The sequence below is a fragment of the Gilliamella sp. CG13 genome, assembly GCF_046635805.1.
Taxonomy (GTDB): Bacteria; Pseudomonadota; Gammaproteobacteria; order Enterobacterales; family Orbaceae; genus Gilliamella; species Gilliamella apicola_I.
Window position 1 is genome coordinate 135,858 of record NZ_JBIDFM010000002.1, and the last position, 16,423, is coordinate 152,280.

Here is a 16,423-nt window from a genome sequence, read left to right on the forward strand (position 1 = left end):
AACTAATCCGAGGGAGTCTAACTCAAATTGGCATATTGATTGGCATACATGATATGGATTATACTTTTCGTATGCCAAAAAGGAGATAGTCATGGGGGAAAACAACAAAGCCATTATCGAATAGTGAAATACAAAAATCTCGAGCCATTGATAAAGAGTTATCACTCTATGATGGTGATGGACTTTATGTGTTAATTAAACCGTCAGGTAGAAAATTATGGCGTTTCGTTATCAACGTCCTGATTTTGGAAAAAGAACTGTTCTTGGATTAGCAACTTATCCTCATATATCGCTCGCCGATTCACGTAGTATTCGTCATGATTATCTTACTTTATTAGCAAAAGGTATCGATCCACAAGCCAATATCGCGTAGCAAGAAGAGTAAGACTGTCATTTTCATATTAATTATCGATATGATCACTAGATCATGAGGAAAAAAGTTTATTGATCTAGAAATTTCACTTAAAGTGATATCATTTATTAATACATACGTTAAATGGAAATCACATGAAGATACATTATTTTAAACAATAAATTGCTCTCCAATTGCCTAATTATAAAGTTGTTTATCGTTCATTTCCTAAAAGCGATTTTGGTTCTCTTGAACGAGTAGAAATAGATTAGAAAAGTAAACTTGGTGGAATTGATTTTTAGTCAATGATTTGGCTAAATCTTGATATTTAAGACTAAATTATTTATAAGAAAGTTCTGAATAAACTATTAGATCCAAATGAAGAACAAGAAAAAGGAGCAAGTAATACAATTATTTATTGTGATTTTTTTTTAAATTAGCTTTAATTAAAAATTTCATTTAAAATAATTAATCAACTAATTTAATTTTTGTTGTAAATAAAACTTGTTATGAATAGTCCTAATCAAATAAAGAAAAATATTATCAATTGGATATCTAGTGGTAATTCAATTTATGATTATCAAGATAGCGATGTTATGATTGATGAATTATGTTTTTTGGAAAGAAGAAATAGAGCTGATTTGGTATATGCAAATGGTAAGCTAACAGCTTTCGAAATTAAATCCAAAGCTGATAGTTTGATTCGATGGGAGTCTCAATGTTCTGCATATTTGAAAGTTTTTGATTCAGTTTGGTTGTGTTGCCATAATAAACATGCTTTGCGATCTTTAAATATAACTCCAAAAGAAGTCGGAATTATTATTGTTGATGATACAAAAACAGGATTAGCTATTCTTAGAGAAGCGAAAAAAAATAATAAAATCAATGCATTTTATCTTTTAGATTTGCTCTGGCGAAGCGAGCTAGATGAATTATGTATTGAAAACAATTTAAAAATAATTAGAAAAGAAAAAATTAAGGAAGTCAGAACTAGAGTCAGTTATGAGATCCCTCTTGATATTATTAGAAATAAAGTATTGCAAAAACTCAAATATAGGTATGGAAATAAAACCAACTTAATGCATTCTAGCTATTGATGTTATATGCTGATTTATTCTTATTCCATTCCAAGTTCCAGAATTACCATACTTGCGTTTTTGTGTTGCAATATCTGAAATACATTGATCTCCCCAGCTATAGTCTGTTCCATGATAAAATGGTTCCACAATTATTGAATTCGCTAAATTCATATATTTATAGAATTCGTGGCTAGCCCCTGTTTTCATTTGATACCAAAAGTAATCATGGTAATAAGTTACACACGGGATTATTTGCATTCCAGGTATATAGTCAATCGCCGATATAGGATTAGTTGATCCGTAATCACCATAAATTAAATTAAGGTTAGGATATGAATTTTTAATCTTAAAATATAAAGGTAAATCCAAATTAGGTATTTTTTCCCAAACGTCTCTGTTTGCAGTTTTTTGAGAAGGAAAAGATGTCGATATAATTGATAAGTCTATTTGTGGATAAAATAACGAGAGTTGTTCTAATAATTCAGATAAATTATTTTCAATTATGTTTATATCATTATCTACAATTGATCCTAGGTCTAAAATAACTAAATTTGATTTAATGTTACTTGAAACTGATAGTAGTGAAAAAAGATTATTAATGGAGTTGCTAGATAAATCGATTAGCCGAAATGCTATCTTTTGATAAGGTCTATTTTGTAATTTCAAGAAAAACTGAACATTATCTCTCATTGTTGATGTTTTTAAAATACTAACTACTGGTATTAAATTTTTATTAATAACTAATATTTTTTCATAAAAATCAAATTTTCGTTGAAAAGCATTATTATGATCTAACAATCCGTAATGAATATTGTATTCTGTATTAATATCTGAGATAATTGGAGAAACATCAACCATAAATTGATGTTCACCCCATTTAGGAAGAAATTCCTTAAACAAATAATCTTTTTTTGATTCTCCCCTTGTATTAATAAATGGCAAAACATTTTTTTTATCATTTTTATCAATATTAATCAAGGCATGAATATCATTTTTTCCTAATTTTAAATTCACAACATGAAACATATTAGCTCCTTATATCATCTGTATTATTTATTCTTCTTTTTCAAAAGACGCCAAAGCGTTTTGATAGCATTATATACCGGTATAAATTATTCGTAATCTAGTGCATCAGATAAGAATTTTATTTTCCCTACTTTTAAAACTTCCAAGTAATGAGCAAAAAATAATGCTTAAATATCAATATTTTATTTGCTATTATTTTGTATTAATCGATATGATTCATTGTTTTTAATTTCTATCTAGATAAAATTTAGTTGTTCCTTAATCAAATGTTAAACAACAAACGAATTTTTCCACTAAAAGCCACTTTTCCATTCACCAACAGAAAATGTAATTTTCCCTTGAGATGACATTATTTTTAATTAAAAAATTTCAATTTTTTTATTCAAATTCTACTCACATTCCTTTTTACTCAAATTAAAGTAAGTTATTTCCGTGTGATAAATATAAAAATATTTATTTTGCGATATTTTGAATAAGATATTGTTAAAATTGAAGCGATGAGTGTGAAGTTTACAATGTGGCAGGTTTTTACCTATTAATATATCTGACCTTAAGGCAAGATATTATGATTTATTTTGTATTCACAAATTAAGCTTAATTGATTTAATATTAGTTAAAAAATCAATAATCTAAAAATTTTTCTAGTTTTTCAGTTACTGCTTTCAAATTTATACAATTTTATATTTTAAATATTCTTTAAAAATTGTTAACAATATCTAAACGTAAAATTACCCTTTTTTTGAACATTTTGCAATAGTTAATTTTAAAGAGTAACACTATGAAAATTCATTAAATTTAAATGCAGTAACCTAGTTAAGTCTTATTTTCCAATACAAAACGAACTGAAGATACGACCTAATAAATCATCTGAAGTGAATTCACCAGTGATTTCGCTTAGCGCTTCTTGGGCAAGTCTGAGTTCTTCGGCAAGAAGTTCACCAGCATGGAAAGCCGTCAGTTGGTACTTACCATTGTTGAGGTGTTCTGACGCTTTTTCGAGTGCTTGCAGGTGTCGTCGACGTGCTAAAAAGCCGCCTTCAGTACTACTGGTAAAACCCATGGCTTGTTTTAAGTGATCACGAAGTAACGTTACCCCTTCCCCTGTTCGTGCAGAAAGTTGGATAAGTGAGTAACCATTGACTTGATTGTAACCTAATGCTTCACCAGTTAAATCTGCTTTGTTGCGTATGACTGTAACAGGCATATTTTTGGGTAGCCGTTCTATAAATTCTGGCCATAACTTTTCGGGATTGGTTTCGGTTGTGGTGGTGCTATCGACCATAAATAGTACCCTATCTGCTTGTTCAATTTCTTGCCAAGCTCGTTCAATACCAATGCGTTCAACTTCGTCACTGGCATCACGTAAACCCGCAGTATCAATAATATGTAGGGGCATACCATCGATATGAATATGTTCACGTAATACGTCACGCGTTGTGCCTGCAATATCGGTAACAATCGCCGCATCACGACCCGCCAGCGCATTAAGTAAGCTTGATTTACCGGCATTTGGACGACCAGCTATCACCACTTTCATCCCTTCTCGTAACAGTGAGCCTTGTTTTGCTTCTTGGCGAACTTCGTTTAAGCGAGTAATCACTTCATTAAGTTGTGCTTCTATTTTGCCATCTGATAAAAAGTCGATCTCTTCTTCAGGAAAGTCTATTGCGGCTTCGGTAAAAATGCGTAAATGAATTAATGATTCAACCAATTCATTAATTTTTTTCGAAAACACGCCTTGCAAAGATGAAATCGCTGATTTTGCAGCTTGCTCAGAACTTGCATCAATTAAATCGGCTATGGCTTCGGCTTGGGCTAAATCTAATTTATCATTCAAAAAAGCACGCTCTGAAAATTCACCCGGCTTTGCAATACGGACGTTAGCAATCTCTAATACCCGTTTTAAAAGCAAATCTAAAATGACAGGCCCACCATGTCCTTGTAACTCTAGTACATCTTCGCCCGTAAAAGAGTGAGGATTAGGAAAAAATAGCGCTATTCCTTCGTCTAAGGTTGTGCCGTCAGAAGCTAAAAATGGAAGATACTCCGCATAGCGAGGTTTTGGTATTTTACCGAGTATCGCTTGCGCAACGGTTTGCGCCTGTGGCCCCGAAATTCGCAAAATGCCCACACCACCTCGACCGGGTGGCGTTGCTTGTGCAACAATGGTATCTGTTTTCATATATGTTTGTAGCTGATTTAAATTTGAATGCCTAATAATAGCATGGACGCACGGCAAAAACAGTAGTGACTATGGGTTTTGCCGTTATTCATTGATTATTTAAGTGATAGAATCAGTCGGCTGATTATTCATCTTTCTTTGGATGATCGAATAACCAAGAATTTGCCAATGCTAGGGGTTCTCGGATTAATGCGACATATTTTTCTTCATTTCCCCACCCTAATGGTGCCGATAAACCTGATATTTCGTTAAAGCCTGAACGTTTAGCCAGCATTAGCGAACGCAGCATATGAAAATCATTAGTTACCACAACTGTCTTGCCTAACGGCAATACACGATTGGCATACACAAATTGTTGAGCTGTTCGCGTCGATTTATCTTCTTGGTATACCCGTTTTGGATCAATACCTTTATTAATTAGATATTGTGCCATCACACTTGCTTCGGTCGCCGACTCATTATTACCTTGTCCCCCACACACAACAACTTTCGTTCGTGGATTACGTTGTAAATAATCGTAGGCAACATCTAATCGTTGGGCTAAGGTGTAATGAGGAACAGCAGGATTACCTACAACAAGTGCACCTAATACAACTAAGGTGTCGGCATCTGGCGCTGGCTTTTGTTTAGAATAAAGATAAATAACGATGTTAGTGATAACAAAATAAGTCAAGATTAACGCTAAGCCATACTTAAATAATTTGGCGATCATTTCTTTTAACTCCTATTTTTTATAACAATGTTCAAAATGGTCATTGACTAATCCCATTGATTGCATAAAAGCGTAACAAATTGTTGACCCAACAAAAGAAAAGCCTCGTTTTTTTAATGCCTTTGATAGTTTATCAGATATATCGGTACTAACAGGCACTTCACTAAGGTCTTTGTAGTGATTGATAATTGGTTTACCGTCGACAAAAGACCAAATAAATGTCGAAAAATCTTCATTATTACTTTTCATTGTTAGATAAGCTTGTGCATTTTTTATAATACTATTTAGTTTTAATCGATTTCGAATCAGTCCTTTGTTTTCGAGTAAACGTTCAACATCTTTTTGGGTTAATGTAATAATTTTTTCAGGGTTAAAATCAAAAAAACAGCGCCGATATTCTTCACGTTTTTTCAATACGGTGATCCAAGATAATCCCGCTTGTTGTCCTTCTAAGCAGATTTTTTCAAATAATTTAAGACTATCATACTGGGCAATTCCCCATTCGTTGTCGTGATAATTTATGTATAAAGGATCGTTTGAAACCCAGTCACAGCGTATTTTTGTTTTAGTCATCATCCCCAAATTCATCCTTAGTTAAAATAGTTTATTGATAGTACAACATAAAATAATTAAATGTTTTAATTATTATAAATCAAATGTTCAGTTTTACCGCATTCATTAAATTTTTTTATGATGAAATTAAATACAATTTTTTATGGCAGAATGTTATTTTTATAACAAGTTTTAGTTATAAAAGAGTCATTTTCTTTATTTTCTATTTTATATTAACCATACAATTAAGGTTTTTTCATGAGTCAATCTGAAATTAACGCAGAATGGCAGCCTGCTGCAAGGCCATTAAACAGTAAAGATTTAAAAACATTAGTTTTGTCTTCTTTGGGGGGAACGTTAGAATTTTATGATTTTGTCATCTATGCCCTGTATATCGATACGATTGTCAAACCTCTTTTTTTACCTCATACGTTATCACCTTTAACATTAGATCTTTTTGCATGGGGAATTTTTGCTGCTGGCTACTTGGTTCGCCCTGTTGGCGGTATCATTATGGCTCATTTTGGCGATAAAGTCGGTCGCAAAAAAATGTTCACACTTAGCGTGGCAATGATGGCTTTACCCACATTTATTATTGGTATTTTACCCACCTACGAAACCATTGGAATTTTTGCACCGTTGTTATTATTAGTGATGCGTATGTTGCAAGGAGCAGCCATTGGCGGTGAAATGCCGGGCGCTTGGGTTTTTATTGCTGAACACGTGCCAAAACAACGTTATGGCTTTGGTGTCGGAACCTTAACTTCGGGTATTACTGGGGGTATTTTACTTGGTTTTATTGTGACCATTATTATTGATCTTTGTTTTAACCAACAAAATATTTTAGATTATGCTTGGCGGATCCCTTTTATTGTTGGTGGTATTTTTGGTGTCATTTCGGTTTATTTGCGTCGGTTTTTATCCGAAACCCCTATTTTCAAAGAATTAGCTGCCCGTAAGGCAATTGAAAAAAATATTCCTGTCATCTCTGTTTTAAAAAATCATAAAACGGCGTGTTTGATTGTAGCACTTTTAACTTGGTCATTATCCACTGCGATTATGGTGGGTATCTTAATAACACCTGGTCGTATTGTTGGTGGGATGTATCATTTTGCTAATCTGGATTGGCGAATTGGTGGTTGTATTGCAGCATTAACCTTAACTATCGGTTGTGTTATTTCTGGTTGGTTAGAAGACAAACTGGGGACAACAAAAACAGTGATCATAACATGGGGTGGTTTAGCTGTGATGAGTATCTATTTTTATAATACTTTGTCACCAACAATTTCACTTACTGAATTATATTTAACTTGGGCAATATTTGGTTTATTTATTGGCGCTGTCGCCATGACACCAATCATTGGTACAAGAACTTTTCCACCTGCGATTCGTTATTCGGGTTTATCGTTTTCTTATAATTTAGCCTACGCTTTATTTAGTGCCATTACACCGACTTTAACAATTTATCTTTTAAGCCCCGACCATTTACTGGGTCAATATAGTTATCTTGGTGCAGGTATTTATATCTCGTTTGTCGCGTTAATTGCAGTTGCGGTGGGTTTTTATCCGTTAGCAAAAAAAGGTTGGTCAAATAAACCCAATAATAAATAATTCTATCAATAAAAAAGCAGGATGTTTCCTGCTTTTTTATTCTATTTTAAATCCAGACAAATCGACATTTACCGCATGGTGACAAATTCTTCTGCGGCGGTTGGATGAATGGCTATGGTGTTATCAAAATCTTTTTTGGTTGCGCCCATTTTGAGTGCTACCGCAAAACCTTGTAATATTTCATCCATACCATAACCGATACCATGAATACCGATAATTTTTTCTTCATCACCAACACAGACTAATTTCATTCGACAAGGTTGGCGATGCTGTGTTACAGCTGTATACATCGCGGTAAATGTTGATTTATAGACTTTAACGTTTTCTTGTCCATATTGCAAAATCGCTTCAGGTTCTGTTAATCCAACAGTACCAATTGCAGGATGCGTAAAGACAACAGTTGGAATATTGTTATAATCTAGATGTTCATCAGGTTTATTATTAAATAACCGTTCAGATAAACGACGTCCTGCAGCCACAGCAACAGGGGTTAGGGCTGTTGCGCCTGTATCATCGCCAACCGAGTAAACACCGGCAACATTAGTGTTTTGGTACTTGTCTACAACAATAAATCCATTATCGTTAACCTTAATACCTGCCGCTGCTAAATTCATATTTTGTGTTGCGGGTTCACGACCAATTGCCCAAATTAGACAATCAACAGTATAACTTTCTCCATTTTCAAGGTGTAATGTTAACGAGTTATCACTATTTTTAGTCACTGATTTTGGTATCGCAAACGTGTGGAGTTGTTGACCTTCGCTGGCTATGACTTCCATTAAGGTTTCAATGATGAGTGGATCAAAACTGCGTAATGGTGTCGCTTGGCGTATAAATTGATGAGTTTGAGAACCTAATGAATGTAATACGCTGGCTATTTCACAAGCAATATACCCTGCTCCCACGACAGCTACACGTTTAGGTAAAGCTTTGAGCGCAAAAAAACCATCCGATGTAATACCATGTTCCGCACCAGGAATATTTGGTATACTCGGTTTTCCACCGACCGCTATTAATATGTGATCGGCGGTATATTGTTCGCCATTAACGTCAATAGTGTGAGAATCAACAAATTTGGCATAACCATAAATGACATCAACTTTATTATTAGTTAGTACACGGTCATAAGATTGATGTATTCGGTCGATGTAGGCGTTTCGGCTAGCCAGTAGTTTATCCCAACTAAATTGATTGATAGTCGTATCGAATCCATAATCAGAACCATAATGATTGATTGCTTCAGCAATTTGAGCGCCATACCACATGATTTTTTTGGGCACACACCCCACGTTCACGCAAGTCCCACCTAAAGATTTTGCTTCGATGATTGCGCATTTTTTGCCATATGAAGCCGCTCGGTTTACCGATGCAATGCCACCACTACCACCACCGATTGCAATATAATCATAATGTTTAGTCATTAAATTTCCTTCGTGCTGATTACTAAAATTAGCTATTAGCTTTGCATAAAGTGAAAAATAAAAAAAGTATTTATTTTAAAATTTAACAATAGTTATTAACGATTAATAATTACAATTAGTATATTTTTATTTAATAAATCATTTTTCTAATGGGTTAATTTTTAATATTAATATATTGATTTTAAATGATTTTTTAACAGCGTTGTTTCCAGTTATTGTGATAGGGTTTTTAGTAATACATAAAAATATCAAAAATTAGGGACTATGTTAAAGCGTTCGTTTTTTGTCAGTATTGGTCGATGCTGCCCTTAGAATCGGTTTGTAGAAGGGACAAGTGACCCCATTGTTGACGTAATTTTATGCCAGTCTCAATATTTGTATTTTTGAGCTTTCTTTGCTTGCATCAAAGTCCGTATTTATTGTGTTTGTTATTCATTATTTTCGTCTTCATCATGTTTACGGGGTTGATAAAAACGGGCGAAAAAAGTCCCAATTTCGAAAAGTAAACAAATTGGTATCGCTAATAATATTTGTGAAAATACATCAGGTGGGGTAACAAACATAGCAACGGCGAACACAGCCACAATGATGTAAGGTCTTTTTTTCCGTAAACTTTTTGGTGTGGTCACGCCAGTCCAACAGAGTAGTATAATGGCGACAGGGACTTCAAAAGCAAATCCGAATACCACAAATAACGTCATAACAAAATCAAGATATTTGGTGATATCGGTATTTATTGCAACATCAATCGGTGCTGTGTGGATAAAAAAGTAAAATGCAAGTGGGAATACCACAAAATAAGCAAAAGCAATACCTATATAAAATAGCACTGTGCTTGATATAATCAGTGGCACGACTAAACGTTTTTCATTTTGATATAACGCGGGTGCAACAAATCCCCACACTTGATAAAGTACATAGGGAATAGAAATAAATATCGCCACCACTGCCGTTAATTTAATGGGTGTAAAAAAAGGGGCTGCGATATCAGTTGCAATCATGCTACTACCTGTAGGTAATTGACTAATTAACGGATTAGCAACGATGTGATAAATATCATTAGAAAAGTAAAGTAGACAAATTAAAACCAATAAAATACAGATAATACAACGTAAAAGTCGTGTTCTGAGTTCAACAAGGTGTCCAATTAAAGGTTGAGATGCGTCGTCTGTCATGGTTTGTCTTTATTTGGGTTTTCAATATCGGTTTGAGTTGCTGAATCAATCTCTTTTTGTAACGATTCCGTCACACGTTTTAAATCATCAATTGATTCTTGAATTTCAGGTGTTAAGTTGGTTAAACCACTTTGTTCTGCTTTTTTTAAACTATCTTGTAACTCTTGCAGTTTTAACTCTTTGTTGAGTTCAAGTTGAACCGTTGCCGACATTCGTCGTAATACTTTAATCCAACCTGCTACTGTTTTAATTGCGATAGGCAAACGCTCTGGCCCTAATACCACCAGTCCAATAATTAATACTAATAATAATTGACCAAAGCTGATATCGAACACAACCTACTCTTTTTTTGTCGTTTGTTCATCGTTAGAGGAGTCTACAGTTTCAACTTTATTAGGTTGTTCTGTTGATGTTTTTTTATCATCATCCTCATTCATTGCTTTTTTAAAGCCTTTAATTGATGCACCAAGATCCGAACCTAATGAGCGTAATTTTTTGGTTCCAAACAGTAATACAATAACTGCAATTAATATGAGTAATTGAGGCCAACTTGGCATCATGATAATTATCTCCGACGTCATTTGTGATTTGATTATACACTTAAATTATCAGATTCCCAAATAACTCATCTAATGAATAATTAGCATAGAGATAAATGATATAATGAGTATTCCTATTGCACTGTATAAAATTCGTTCTCGTTTTTTTCGACACGTTAGTTCGTGATTAATCTGTCTAATTTGATGATTCATCTGTTTTGTCATGCGTGCGTAATCATTAAGTTTTGCAGGCAGTTCGGGCAAGAGCGTTCGCCATTGTGGTAATGAAGCCCATGCTTGCTGAATAATTGTTTTAGCACTATATTTGTCTTCATACCATTTTTCTAAGAATGGTTTAGCGGTTTGCCATAAATCGAGTTCTGGATATAGTTGACGCCCCAAACCTTCAATATAAAATAGCGTTTTTTGCAATAAGATTAATTGTGGTTGAATTTCCATTTCAAATCGTCTGGCAACATCAAATAGTTTTAGTAAAATTTGTGAGAATGAGATTTCAGCCAACGGTTTTGCAAATGCAGGTTCACATACGTTGCGCATAGCCATTTCAAAAGCAATCGGATCGGTAGATTCAGGAACCCAACCCGATGCAATATAGGTTTCAGCTATTTTGCGATAATCTTGATTAAAAAAGGCAAGGAAATTTTCAGCAAGATAGTACTGATCATCTTCTGTTAAAATTCCAATAATAGCGCAATCAATTCCAATGTAACGGGGGTTTTGTGGCTCGGTAATGTCAACAAAAATATTGCCCGGATGCATATCAGCATGGAAAAAATTATCTTTGAAAACCTGCGTGAAAAAAGCTTGAACACCTCGTTCAGCTAGCAGCTTCATATCAATGTTGTGTTGTTTAAGTGTTTGGCTATCACCAATTGGCACACCTTTAATGCGTTCCTCAACTAAGATGTTTTCTCGACAGAGTTCTTGATAAATGTAAGGTATATATAATATGTTACTATTAATAAAATTGTCACGTAAGCGTATGGTATTATAAGCTTCTTGTTTTAAGTCTAACTCTTTCATTAAGGTAAGTTCATAATCACGTACGATTTCAATTGCTCGCAACTTTGCACCGAACTTAATGCGTTTAGTAAACTGTTTGGCAAGCCAATACATTAAGCCGATATCCGCTTTTATGACTGGTATAATGTTAGGACGCAATACTTTAATGACAATTTCAGCTTGGCTGCGTTTTAATATGGCAGTATGAACTTGTGCAATCGATGCCGATGCCAATGGTTGTTCATCAAAATCTGAAAAATAATGATCAATTGGCTGACCTAGTGCTTTTTCGATTAATTGTTTTGCCACCTTCCCGTCAAAAGGATCAACTTGGTCTTGTAATTTAGCTAAACTGTCTGCAATATCTTTAGAAAGCACATCTCGACGAGTTGATATCATTTGACCAAATTTTATCCATACTGGCCCAAGCTCTTGCAATGCTTGACGTAATCGCTCGCCAATTTCTTCATGTTTTGCTTTCGGCCTTATCCAAAATAAACATGATATTAAAATTGGTAACCACTTTGAAAATCGATTAGTTGGCAATAATTCATTTAATTGATATGCACGAAAAACGGTTAATATTTTATAGAGTCTGAAAAATGTCATTAGATTTCATCGCTTAAAATTTAAAACCAGTATGTAACGCCACAATACCACCTGTCATGTTGTGATATTTGACATCTACAAATCCTGCATCTTCCATCATTTTTTTCAATGTTTTTTGATCAGGATGCATCCGAATTGATTCGGCTAAATAACGGTAACTGTCAGCATCATTCGCAATAACTTTGCCCATTAACGGTAACATAGTAAATGAATAAAGATCATAAGCTTTATTTAAAATTGGGTATTGCGGTTTGGAAAATTCAAGAATTAATAAACGACCACCAGGTTTTAATACTCGCCACATGGATTGTAATGCTTTATTTTTGTCAGTCACATTACGTAGACCAAAAGAAATGGTAATACAGTCAAAAAAATTGTCCGCAAAAGGTAACTCTTCAGCGTTAGCTTGCACATATTCAATATTTTTGAATAATCCTTTGTCTCGAAGCTTTTCGCGTCCAACTTTTAACATGGATTCATTGATATCAGCGAGCACCACTAATCCGTTAACGCCGACTAATTGTGAGAATTTTGCAGTTAAATCTCCAGTGCCACCAGCAAGATCTAATACTTTTTGACCTTTACGCACACTGCTATATTCAATGGTAATTTTTTTCCAAATACGATGAATACCAAATGACATTAAATCATTCATTACATCATATTTGTCGGCAACGGAATGAAAGACATCCGCAACACGTTTTACTTTATCTTGTTTTAAAACTTGCGTAAAACCAAAATCTATTTTTTCTTGATTATCGTTATTTTGTTTGTCAGAAGATTGAGACATAAAATTTACCCATCACAAAGATTTAGGCTATTTTAGCATAAGCCAGAATAAAAGTGATGAACTAAATCAACAACCTTTCGACCATATTGGATACGGTTTCAAAATATTCTAATGATGAAAGATTTGGGTCAAAATCTTTTTCATGGATGACCAAATCAAAATGATAATTTTCTTTTAATGCGTTTAAAACTTGATGTTCTTTATCAAACACTTGCTGATAATAATGTGCTAACGTATCAAAATCGATTGAAGCAAACAGTAATTTATTAGCCTGTACTTCAGCACTCGATATCCGTTCAACATGTAACATTGCAATTTTAAGGTAATCAGCCTCACTCAAATAACGCTTATTATGTGAGTTTGTTAATTCCCGCTCGATATAATTAATATAGCCATTTGATACGTATTGCGTGTTATAAATATTAGCGAGCTGTATTGGAAGTTCTTTAAATATTTTTTGTCCTATAATCGCCACTTTTCTAACAAAAAAAGGCTTGGCAGCTTGTGCAATAAAAGACCAATTTTGGTAGGGGTTTTCGCGTATTTGAGTAGCACTAATATTTATAAAGTTGCGATCAGCATCAATAATAATTGCTGGGCAACCGAAATAAAGCTCATGATTTTTTATATCTTGAGGTTCACTGGTAAATATAACCGTTGGTTTGATTTTATATTCATTCAAAATAAGTTTGACACGATCACTCCAGTCTTTCCAGCCATTTGGATAAGACTGGATTCCAGCTTCATCTAAAACATGAATATGAATATTATGACGGTCTTTGAAGGTTTCTTTCAACCATGTGAATCGATCACTGACTTTAGGTTGTTTTGATAAATGGCTTTTGTCAAACAGTTGTTGATCACGTGATGGTTCACAGCCAAGAAAAATATGTAATTCATTGACCTGACTCATCGCTTTTTCAATTAAATATATATGTCCACTATGTAGAGGATAAAACTTACCAAAAATTAAACCAACTTTATGTTTAGACTCCATACCACTTACCAATGCATTTAAAACTTGTTAACAATCTACAGAAAAAATATTCATTTTCTAACCAATTGATGCTATTTAACATATACTCTATTTTATCAAATCCCATTAACCTTTATAGGTATTAATGTTTTGAGCAAAAATAAAGTAATCATATTTTTTAATTATAATGTTGATAATAAGATACCTGTAGCAACAGAAATATTTAGTGCCGCCATATTATCATTACCGTGTAAATGTACAACTACATCTGCACATTCTACCAGTTTTCGATTAATTTGTTGAAAAATAACGATAGCGACTTTTTTATTGAATTTAATTTGGTGTAATTCACTCGATTTAATTGACTTAACCGGGCATGGTAATAAGGCAACAATCTGATAATCATGTTGTTTTAATCGTTCAAGCGAAGCAACAAAGTCATCACTCTTTATCGACTCAATCGCTTCGATTCCCCCTTCGGCAATACGCATTGCTGCGCCACTATTGAGTAAATTAGTCTGACGCAATATGACACCGTTTACACCATAAAATGCGGCGCTTCGAATAATTCCACCTAAGTTATGGGGATTATTCACATCATCAATTGCTAAAACACAATCTTGGTTTTTGCCACTATTTTTTTCGAGGTAATCGACTAATGTAAGTGGTATACGTTTTTTAACAATTAAACAAATCCCACCATGATGCTCCGTTTGGGTTATTTTCGCAATTTGTTCAACCGATACGACATCGTAGCCTAAACGTTGATTGACTAACCAGCTAATTAAATCTTTAAACTGATAGGTCATATCTTGAGTAATAAATAATTTGACGATTGCTGAGCGTCGATGTTTGAAAACAGCTTTACAACTGTTTTCACTATAAACGAGGGTTTCTTCTTTACGTTGACGATATTCATCATAACCATAAGTAGGTGTTTGCTCATTATCACGAACTTTTTTCTGCCATGGGGAATCATGTTCGACAAATTGACCATACTTAAAATTTGATTCTAAATTACGATTCAGTTTTTCTGTCCCGGGTTTATTGGTTTTAGGTTTAAATACTTCAATACGGTCATTTACTGATTGTCTAATTTTGGTTTTAGACTGAAATGAATCTTTTTTAAAATTGTCTTTACGACCCGTCATTTTCTGCTGAGTTGAGCGAGAACGTTTCTGAGGTTCACTGTTCTTCGCATAAAAAATGGTTGGTTTATTTTTTTCAGAATTGTTGTTCATTTCAATCTCACTTTTGGTCAGTTATCGTGTACGAATGGTTGGAGCTATTTTATCTAATACACCGTTAACAAATTTGTGGCTATCAGCAGCACCAAACGTTTTTGTTAGATCGATTGCTTCATTAATCACGACTTTGTACGGTACATCTTGGCGTTTGGTTAATTCATATAGCGCAATTCGCAATATTGCTAATTCAATTAGACCTAGCTCTTCAACTGTACGTTCAGTGAGGTATGGCGCCATTTTATCATCTAACTCTGCTGTATTTTTACCCACCCCATTTAAGAGTTCTCGAAAATACTTGGAGTCAACGCCTTTCATATCTTGTTCTGCAATAAAACTGGTCTCAACATCGGCAAGATCATTTCGGGAAACTTGCCAAGAGTATATTGCTTGTACCGCACACTCTCTTGCTCGACGACGAGGATTGACTGATGCCACTAACTTACTCCTTAATTGCTTTAATAACGTTTAGCATTTCAAGCGCAGTTAATGCTGCTTCAGCACCTTTATTACCCGCTTTTGTGCCTGCACGTTCAATAGCTTGTTCTATAGATTCAGTTGTTAAAATACCAAATCCAACTGGGATCGAATAATCTAGGCTTGCACTTAATAAACCAGAACTTGATTCGCCAGCAACAAAATCAAAATGCGCCGTACTACCTCGAATCACGGTTCCTAATGCAACTATTGCATCATATTTTTTGGATTGTGCTGCTACTTTTGCCGCTAGTGGGATCTCATAAGCACCAGGTACCCAAATGACTGTAATGTTTTTATCATCGACTTGCCCAATACGTTTTAATGCATCGGTAGCGCCATTAACAAGACTATCATTTATAAAATGATTAAAACGTGCCACAATAATGGCAACTTTTGCTTTTGGTGCGATAACTTTAGCTTCAATAGTTTGCATACTAATTCCTTATCAATTGATTTTTAAATGCAATTTCACTATCTTTATTCGTGAAAAAATAACTGCCAAATTGTATCACAAACTGCAGATTTCTCCTATTAGCAAATAGCGCTACGAGCAAGATCTTTACATCAAATATCTAAAAATAAGACTGTACTATTTTTAAAAATAATTTAATTAAGCTCATATTGTAGATAATCAATTTAGAATAATTGATGT

16 protein-coding genes and 1 pseudogene are annotated in these 16,423 nt (G+C 34.0%); 3 read left to right on the top strand and 14 right to left on the bottom strand.

The window, feature by feature from the left end; all coding sequences use genetic code 11:
* Positions 1-217: 217 nt before the first annotated feature.
* The gene (locus ACGH6R_RS04600) at positions 218-373 is read left to right on the top strand and encodes an integrase arm-type DNA-binding domain-containing protein (RefSeq protein ID WP_411599024.1); all 156 of its coding nucleotides are present in this window, start codon (positions 218-220) and stop codon (positions 371-373) included.
* A 488-nt stretch (positions 374-861) separates the two neighbouring features.
* Entirely contained in the window at positions 862-1,449 is a 588-nt protein-coding gene (locus tag ACGH6R_RS04605) for a sce7726 family protein (protein ID WP_411599025.1), read from the top strand.
* Here the strand turns inward: ACGH6R_RS04605 and ACGH6R_RS04610 are convergent.
* The 4 genes from ACGH6R_RS04610 to ACGH6R_RS04625 all read right to left on the bottom strand — a co-directional run bounded on the left by ACGH6R_RS04610 (position 1,429) and on the right by ACGH6R_RS04625 (position 5,927).
* Positions 1,429-2,457, bottom strand: a complete 1,029-nt coding sequence (locus tag ACGH6R_RS04610) for a beta family protein (RefSeq protein WP_411599026.1) — start codon at positions 2,455-2,457, stop codon at positions 1,429-1,431. The genes ACGH6R_RS04605 and ACGH6R_RS04610 overlap by 21 nt on opposite strands.
* A gap of 820 nt (positions 2,458-3,277) precedes the next feature.
* On the bottom strand, positions 3,278-4,639 hold the full coding sequence (gene mnmE, locus ACGH6R_RS04615) for a tRNA uridine-5-carboxymethylaminomethyl(34) synthesis GTPase MnmE (RefSeq protein WP_267352301.1): 1,362 nt from the start codon (positions 4,637-4,639) through the stop codon (positions 3,278-3,280).
* A gap of 124 nt (positions 4,640-4,763) precedes the next feature.
* Entirely contained in the window at positions 4,764-5,351 is a 588-nt protein-coding gene (locus tag ACGH6R_RS04620; protein WP_267380845.1) for a YdcF family protein, read from the bottom strand.
* Between the two features lie 12 nt (positions 5,352-5,363).
* Entirely contained in the window at positions 5,364-5,927 is a 564-nt protein-coding gene (locus ACGH6R_RS04625) for a DNA-3-methyladenine glycosylase I (protein ID WP_411589896.1), read from the bottom strand.
* Between the two features lie 234 nt (positions 5,928-6,161).
* Between ACGH6R_RS04625 and ACGH6R_RS04630 the strand changes: the two genes are divergently transcribed.
* Positions 6,162-7,514 carry an MFS transporter gene (locus ACGH6R_RS04630; protein WP_411599027.1) on the top strand — a complete coding sequence of 451 codons (1,353 nt, stop codon included), beginning with the start codon at positions 6,162-6,164 and terminating at the stop codon, positions 7,512-7,514.
* A gap of 68 nt (positions 7,515-7,582) precedes the next feature.
* On the opposite strand, the gene gorA is transcribed toward ACGH6R_RS04630, so the two are convergent.
* The 10 genes and pseudogenes from gorA to ribE form a co-directional block, all read right to left on the bottom strand.
* On the bottom strand, positions 7,583-8,935 hold the full coding sequence (gorA, locus tag ACGH6R_RS04635; protein ID WP_267352305.1) for a glutathione-disulfide reductase: 1,353 nt from the start codon (positions 8,933-8,935) through the stop codon (positions 7,583-7,585).
* A 428-nt stretch (positions 8,936-9,363) separates the two neighbouring features.
* Positions 9,364-10,110 carry a twin-arginine translocase subunit TatC gene (gene tatC, locus ACGH6R_RS04640; RefSeq protein ID WP_267352306.1) on the bottom strand — a complete coding sequence of 249 codons (747 nt, stop codon included), beginning with the start codon at positions 10,108-10,110 and terminating at the stop codon, positions 9,364-9,366.
* A pseudogene (gene tatB / locus ACGH6R_RS04645) lies at positions 10,110-10,445 on the bottom strand (Sec-independent protein translocase protein TatB); the annotation flags it as partial. The pseudogene tatB and the gene tatC, both read right to left, overlap by 1 nt.
* Before the next feature lie 3 nt (positions 10,446-10,448).
* Positions 10,449-10,670, bottom strand: a complete 222-nt coding sequence (gene tatA, locus ACGH6R_RS04650; protein ID WP_267352308.1) for a twin-arginine translocase TatA/TatE family subunit — start codon at positions 10,668-10,670, stop codon at positions 10,449-10,451.
* A 69-nt stretch (positions 10,671-10,739) separates the two neighbouring features.
* On the bottom strand, positions 10,740-12,281 hold the full coding sequence (ubiB, locus tag ACGH6R_RS04655; protein WP_411596487.1) for a ubiquinone biosynthesis regulatory protein kinase UbiB: 1,542 nt from the start codon (positions 12,279-12,281) through the stop codon (positions 10,740-10,742).
* Between the two features lie 13 nt (positions 12,282-12,294).
* Complete coding sequence (gene ubiE, locus ACGH6R_RS04660; RefSeq protein WP_411599028.1) at positions 12,295-13,071, bottom strand: bifunctional demethylmenaquinone methyltransferase/2-methoxy-6-polyprenyl-1,4-benzoquinol methylase UbiE; 777 nt, start codon at positions 13,069-13,071, stop codon at positions 12,295-12,297.
* 61 nt (positions 13,072-13,132) lie between these two features.
* A complete protein-coding gene (gene nadR / locus ACGH6R_RS04665) occupies positions 13,133-14,068 on the bottom strand; it encodes a multifunctional transcriptional regulator/nicotinamide-nucleotide adenylyltransferase/ribosylnicotinamide kinase NadR (RefSeq protein WP_411599029.1) in 936 nt (311 codons plus the stop codon).
* Positions 14,069-14,229: 161 nt separating this feature from the next.
* Positions 14,230-15,288, bottom strand: coding sequence for a TrmH family RNA methyltransferase (locus tag ACGH6R_RS04670; protein WP_267352311.1), 1,059 nt, complete (start codon positions 15,286-15,288; stop codon positions 14,230-14,232).
* A 21-nt stretch (positions 15,289-15,309) separates the two neighbouring features.
* Positions 15,310-15,729 carry a transcription antitermination factor NusB gene (nusB, locus tag ACGH6R_RS04675; RefSeq protein WP_065558858.1) on the bottom strand — a complete coding sequence of 140 codons (420 nt, stop codon included), beginning with the start codon at positions 15,727-15,729 and terminating at the stop codon, positions 15,310-15,312.
* A 4-nt stretch (positions 15,730-15,733) separates the two neighbouring features.
* Positions 15,734-16,204, bottom strand: a complete 471-nt coding sequence (gene ribE / locus ACGH6R_RS04680; RefSeq protein WP_411589901.1) for a 6,7-dimethyl-8-ribityllumazine synthase — start codon at positions 16,202-16,204, stop codon at positions 15,734-15,736.
* Between the last annotated feature and the right edge of the window lie 219 nt (positions 16,205-16,423).

Excerpts from the sequence above, each read along its gene's own strand:
- ACGH6R_RS04600 (WP_411599024.1), top strand. The coding sequence starts at position 218 with ATGGCGTTTCGTTATCAACGTCCTGATTTTGGAAAAAGAACTGTTCTT.
- tatA (WP_267352308.1), bottom strand. The coding sequence starts at position 10,670 with ATGATGCCAAGTTGGCCTCAATTACTCATATTAATTGCAGTTATTGTA.
- mnmE (WP_267352301.1), bottom strand. The coding sequence starts at position 4,639 with ATGAAAACAGATACCATTGTTGCACAAGCAACGCCACCCGGTCGAGGT.
- tatC (WP_267352306.1), bottom strand. The coding sequence starts at position 10,110 with ATGACAGACGACGCATCTCAACCTTTAATTGGACACCTTGTTGAACTC.
- ACGH6R_RS04620 (WP_267380845.1), bottom strand. The coding sequence starts at position 5,351 with ATGATCGCCAAATTATTTAAGTATGGCTTAGCGTTAATCTTGACTTAT.
- ACGH6R_RS04610 (WP_411599026.1), bottom strand. The coding sequence starts at position 2,457 with ATGTTTCATGTTGTGAATTTAAAATTAGGAAAAAATGATATTCATGCC.
- gorA (WP_267352305.1), bottom strand. The coding sequence starts at position 8,935 with ATGACTAAACATTATGATTATATTGCAATCGGTGGTGGTAGTGGTGGC.
- ubiB (WP_411596487.1), bottom strand. The coding sequence starts at position 12,281 with ATGACATTTTTCAGACTCTATAAAATATTAACCGTTTTTCGTGCATAT.
- ribE (WP_411589901.1), bottom strand. The coding sequence starts at position 16,204 with ATGCAAACTATTGAAGCTAAAGTTATCGCACCAAAAGCAAAAGTTGCC.
- ACGH6R_RS04625 (WP_411589896.1), bottom strand. The coding sequence starts at position 5,927 with ATGATGACTAAAACAAAAATACGCTGTGACTGGGTTTCAAACGATCCT.
- ubiE (WP_411599028.1), bottom strand. The coding sequence starts at position 13,071 with ATGTCTCAATCTTCTGACAAACAAAATAACGATAATCAAGAAAAAATA.
- nadR (WP_411599029.1), bottom strand. The coding sequence starts at position 14,068 with ATGGAGTCTAAACATAAAGTTGGTTTAATTTTTGGTAAGTTTTATCCT.
- ACGH6R_RS04605 (WP_411599025.1), top strand. The coding sequence starts at position 862 with ATGAATAGTCCTAATCAAATAAAGAAAAATATTATCAATTGGATATCT.
- ACGH6R_RS04630 (WP_411599027.1), top strand. The coding sequence starts at position 6,162 with ATGAGTCAATCTGAAATTAACGCAGAATGGCAGCCTGCTGCAAGGCCA.
- ACGH6R_RS04670 (WP_267352311.1), bottom strand. The coding sequence starts at position 15,288 with ATGAACAACAATTCTGAAAAAAATAAACCAACCATTTTTTATGCGAAG.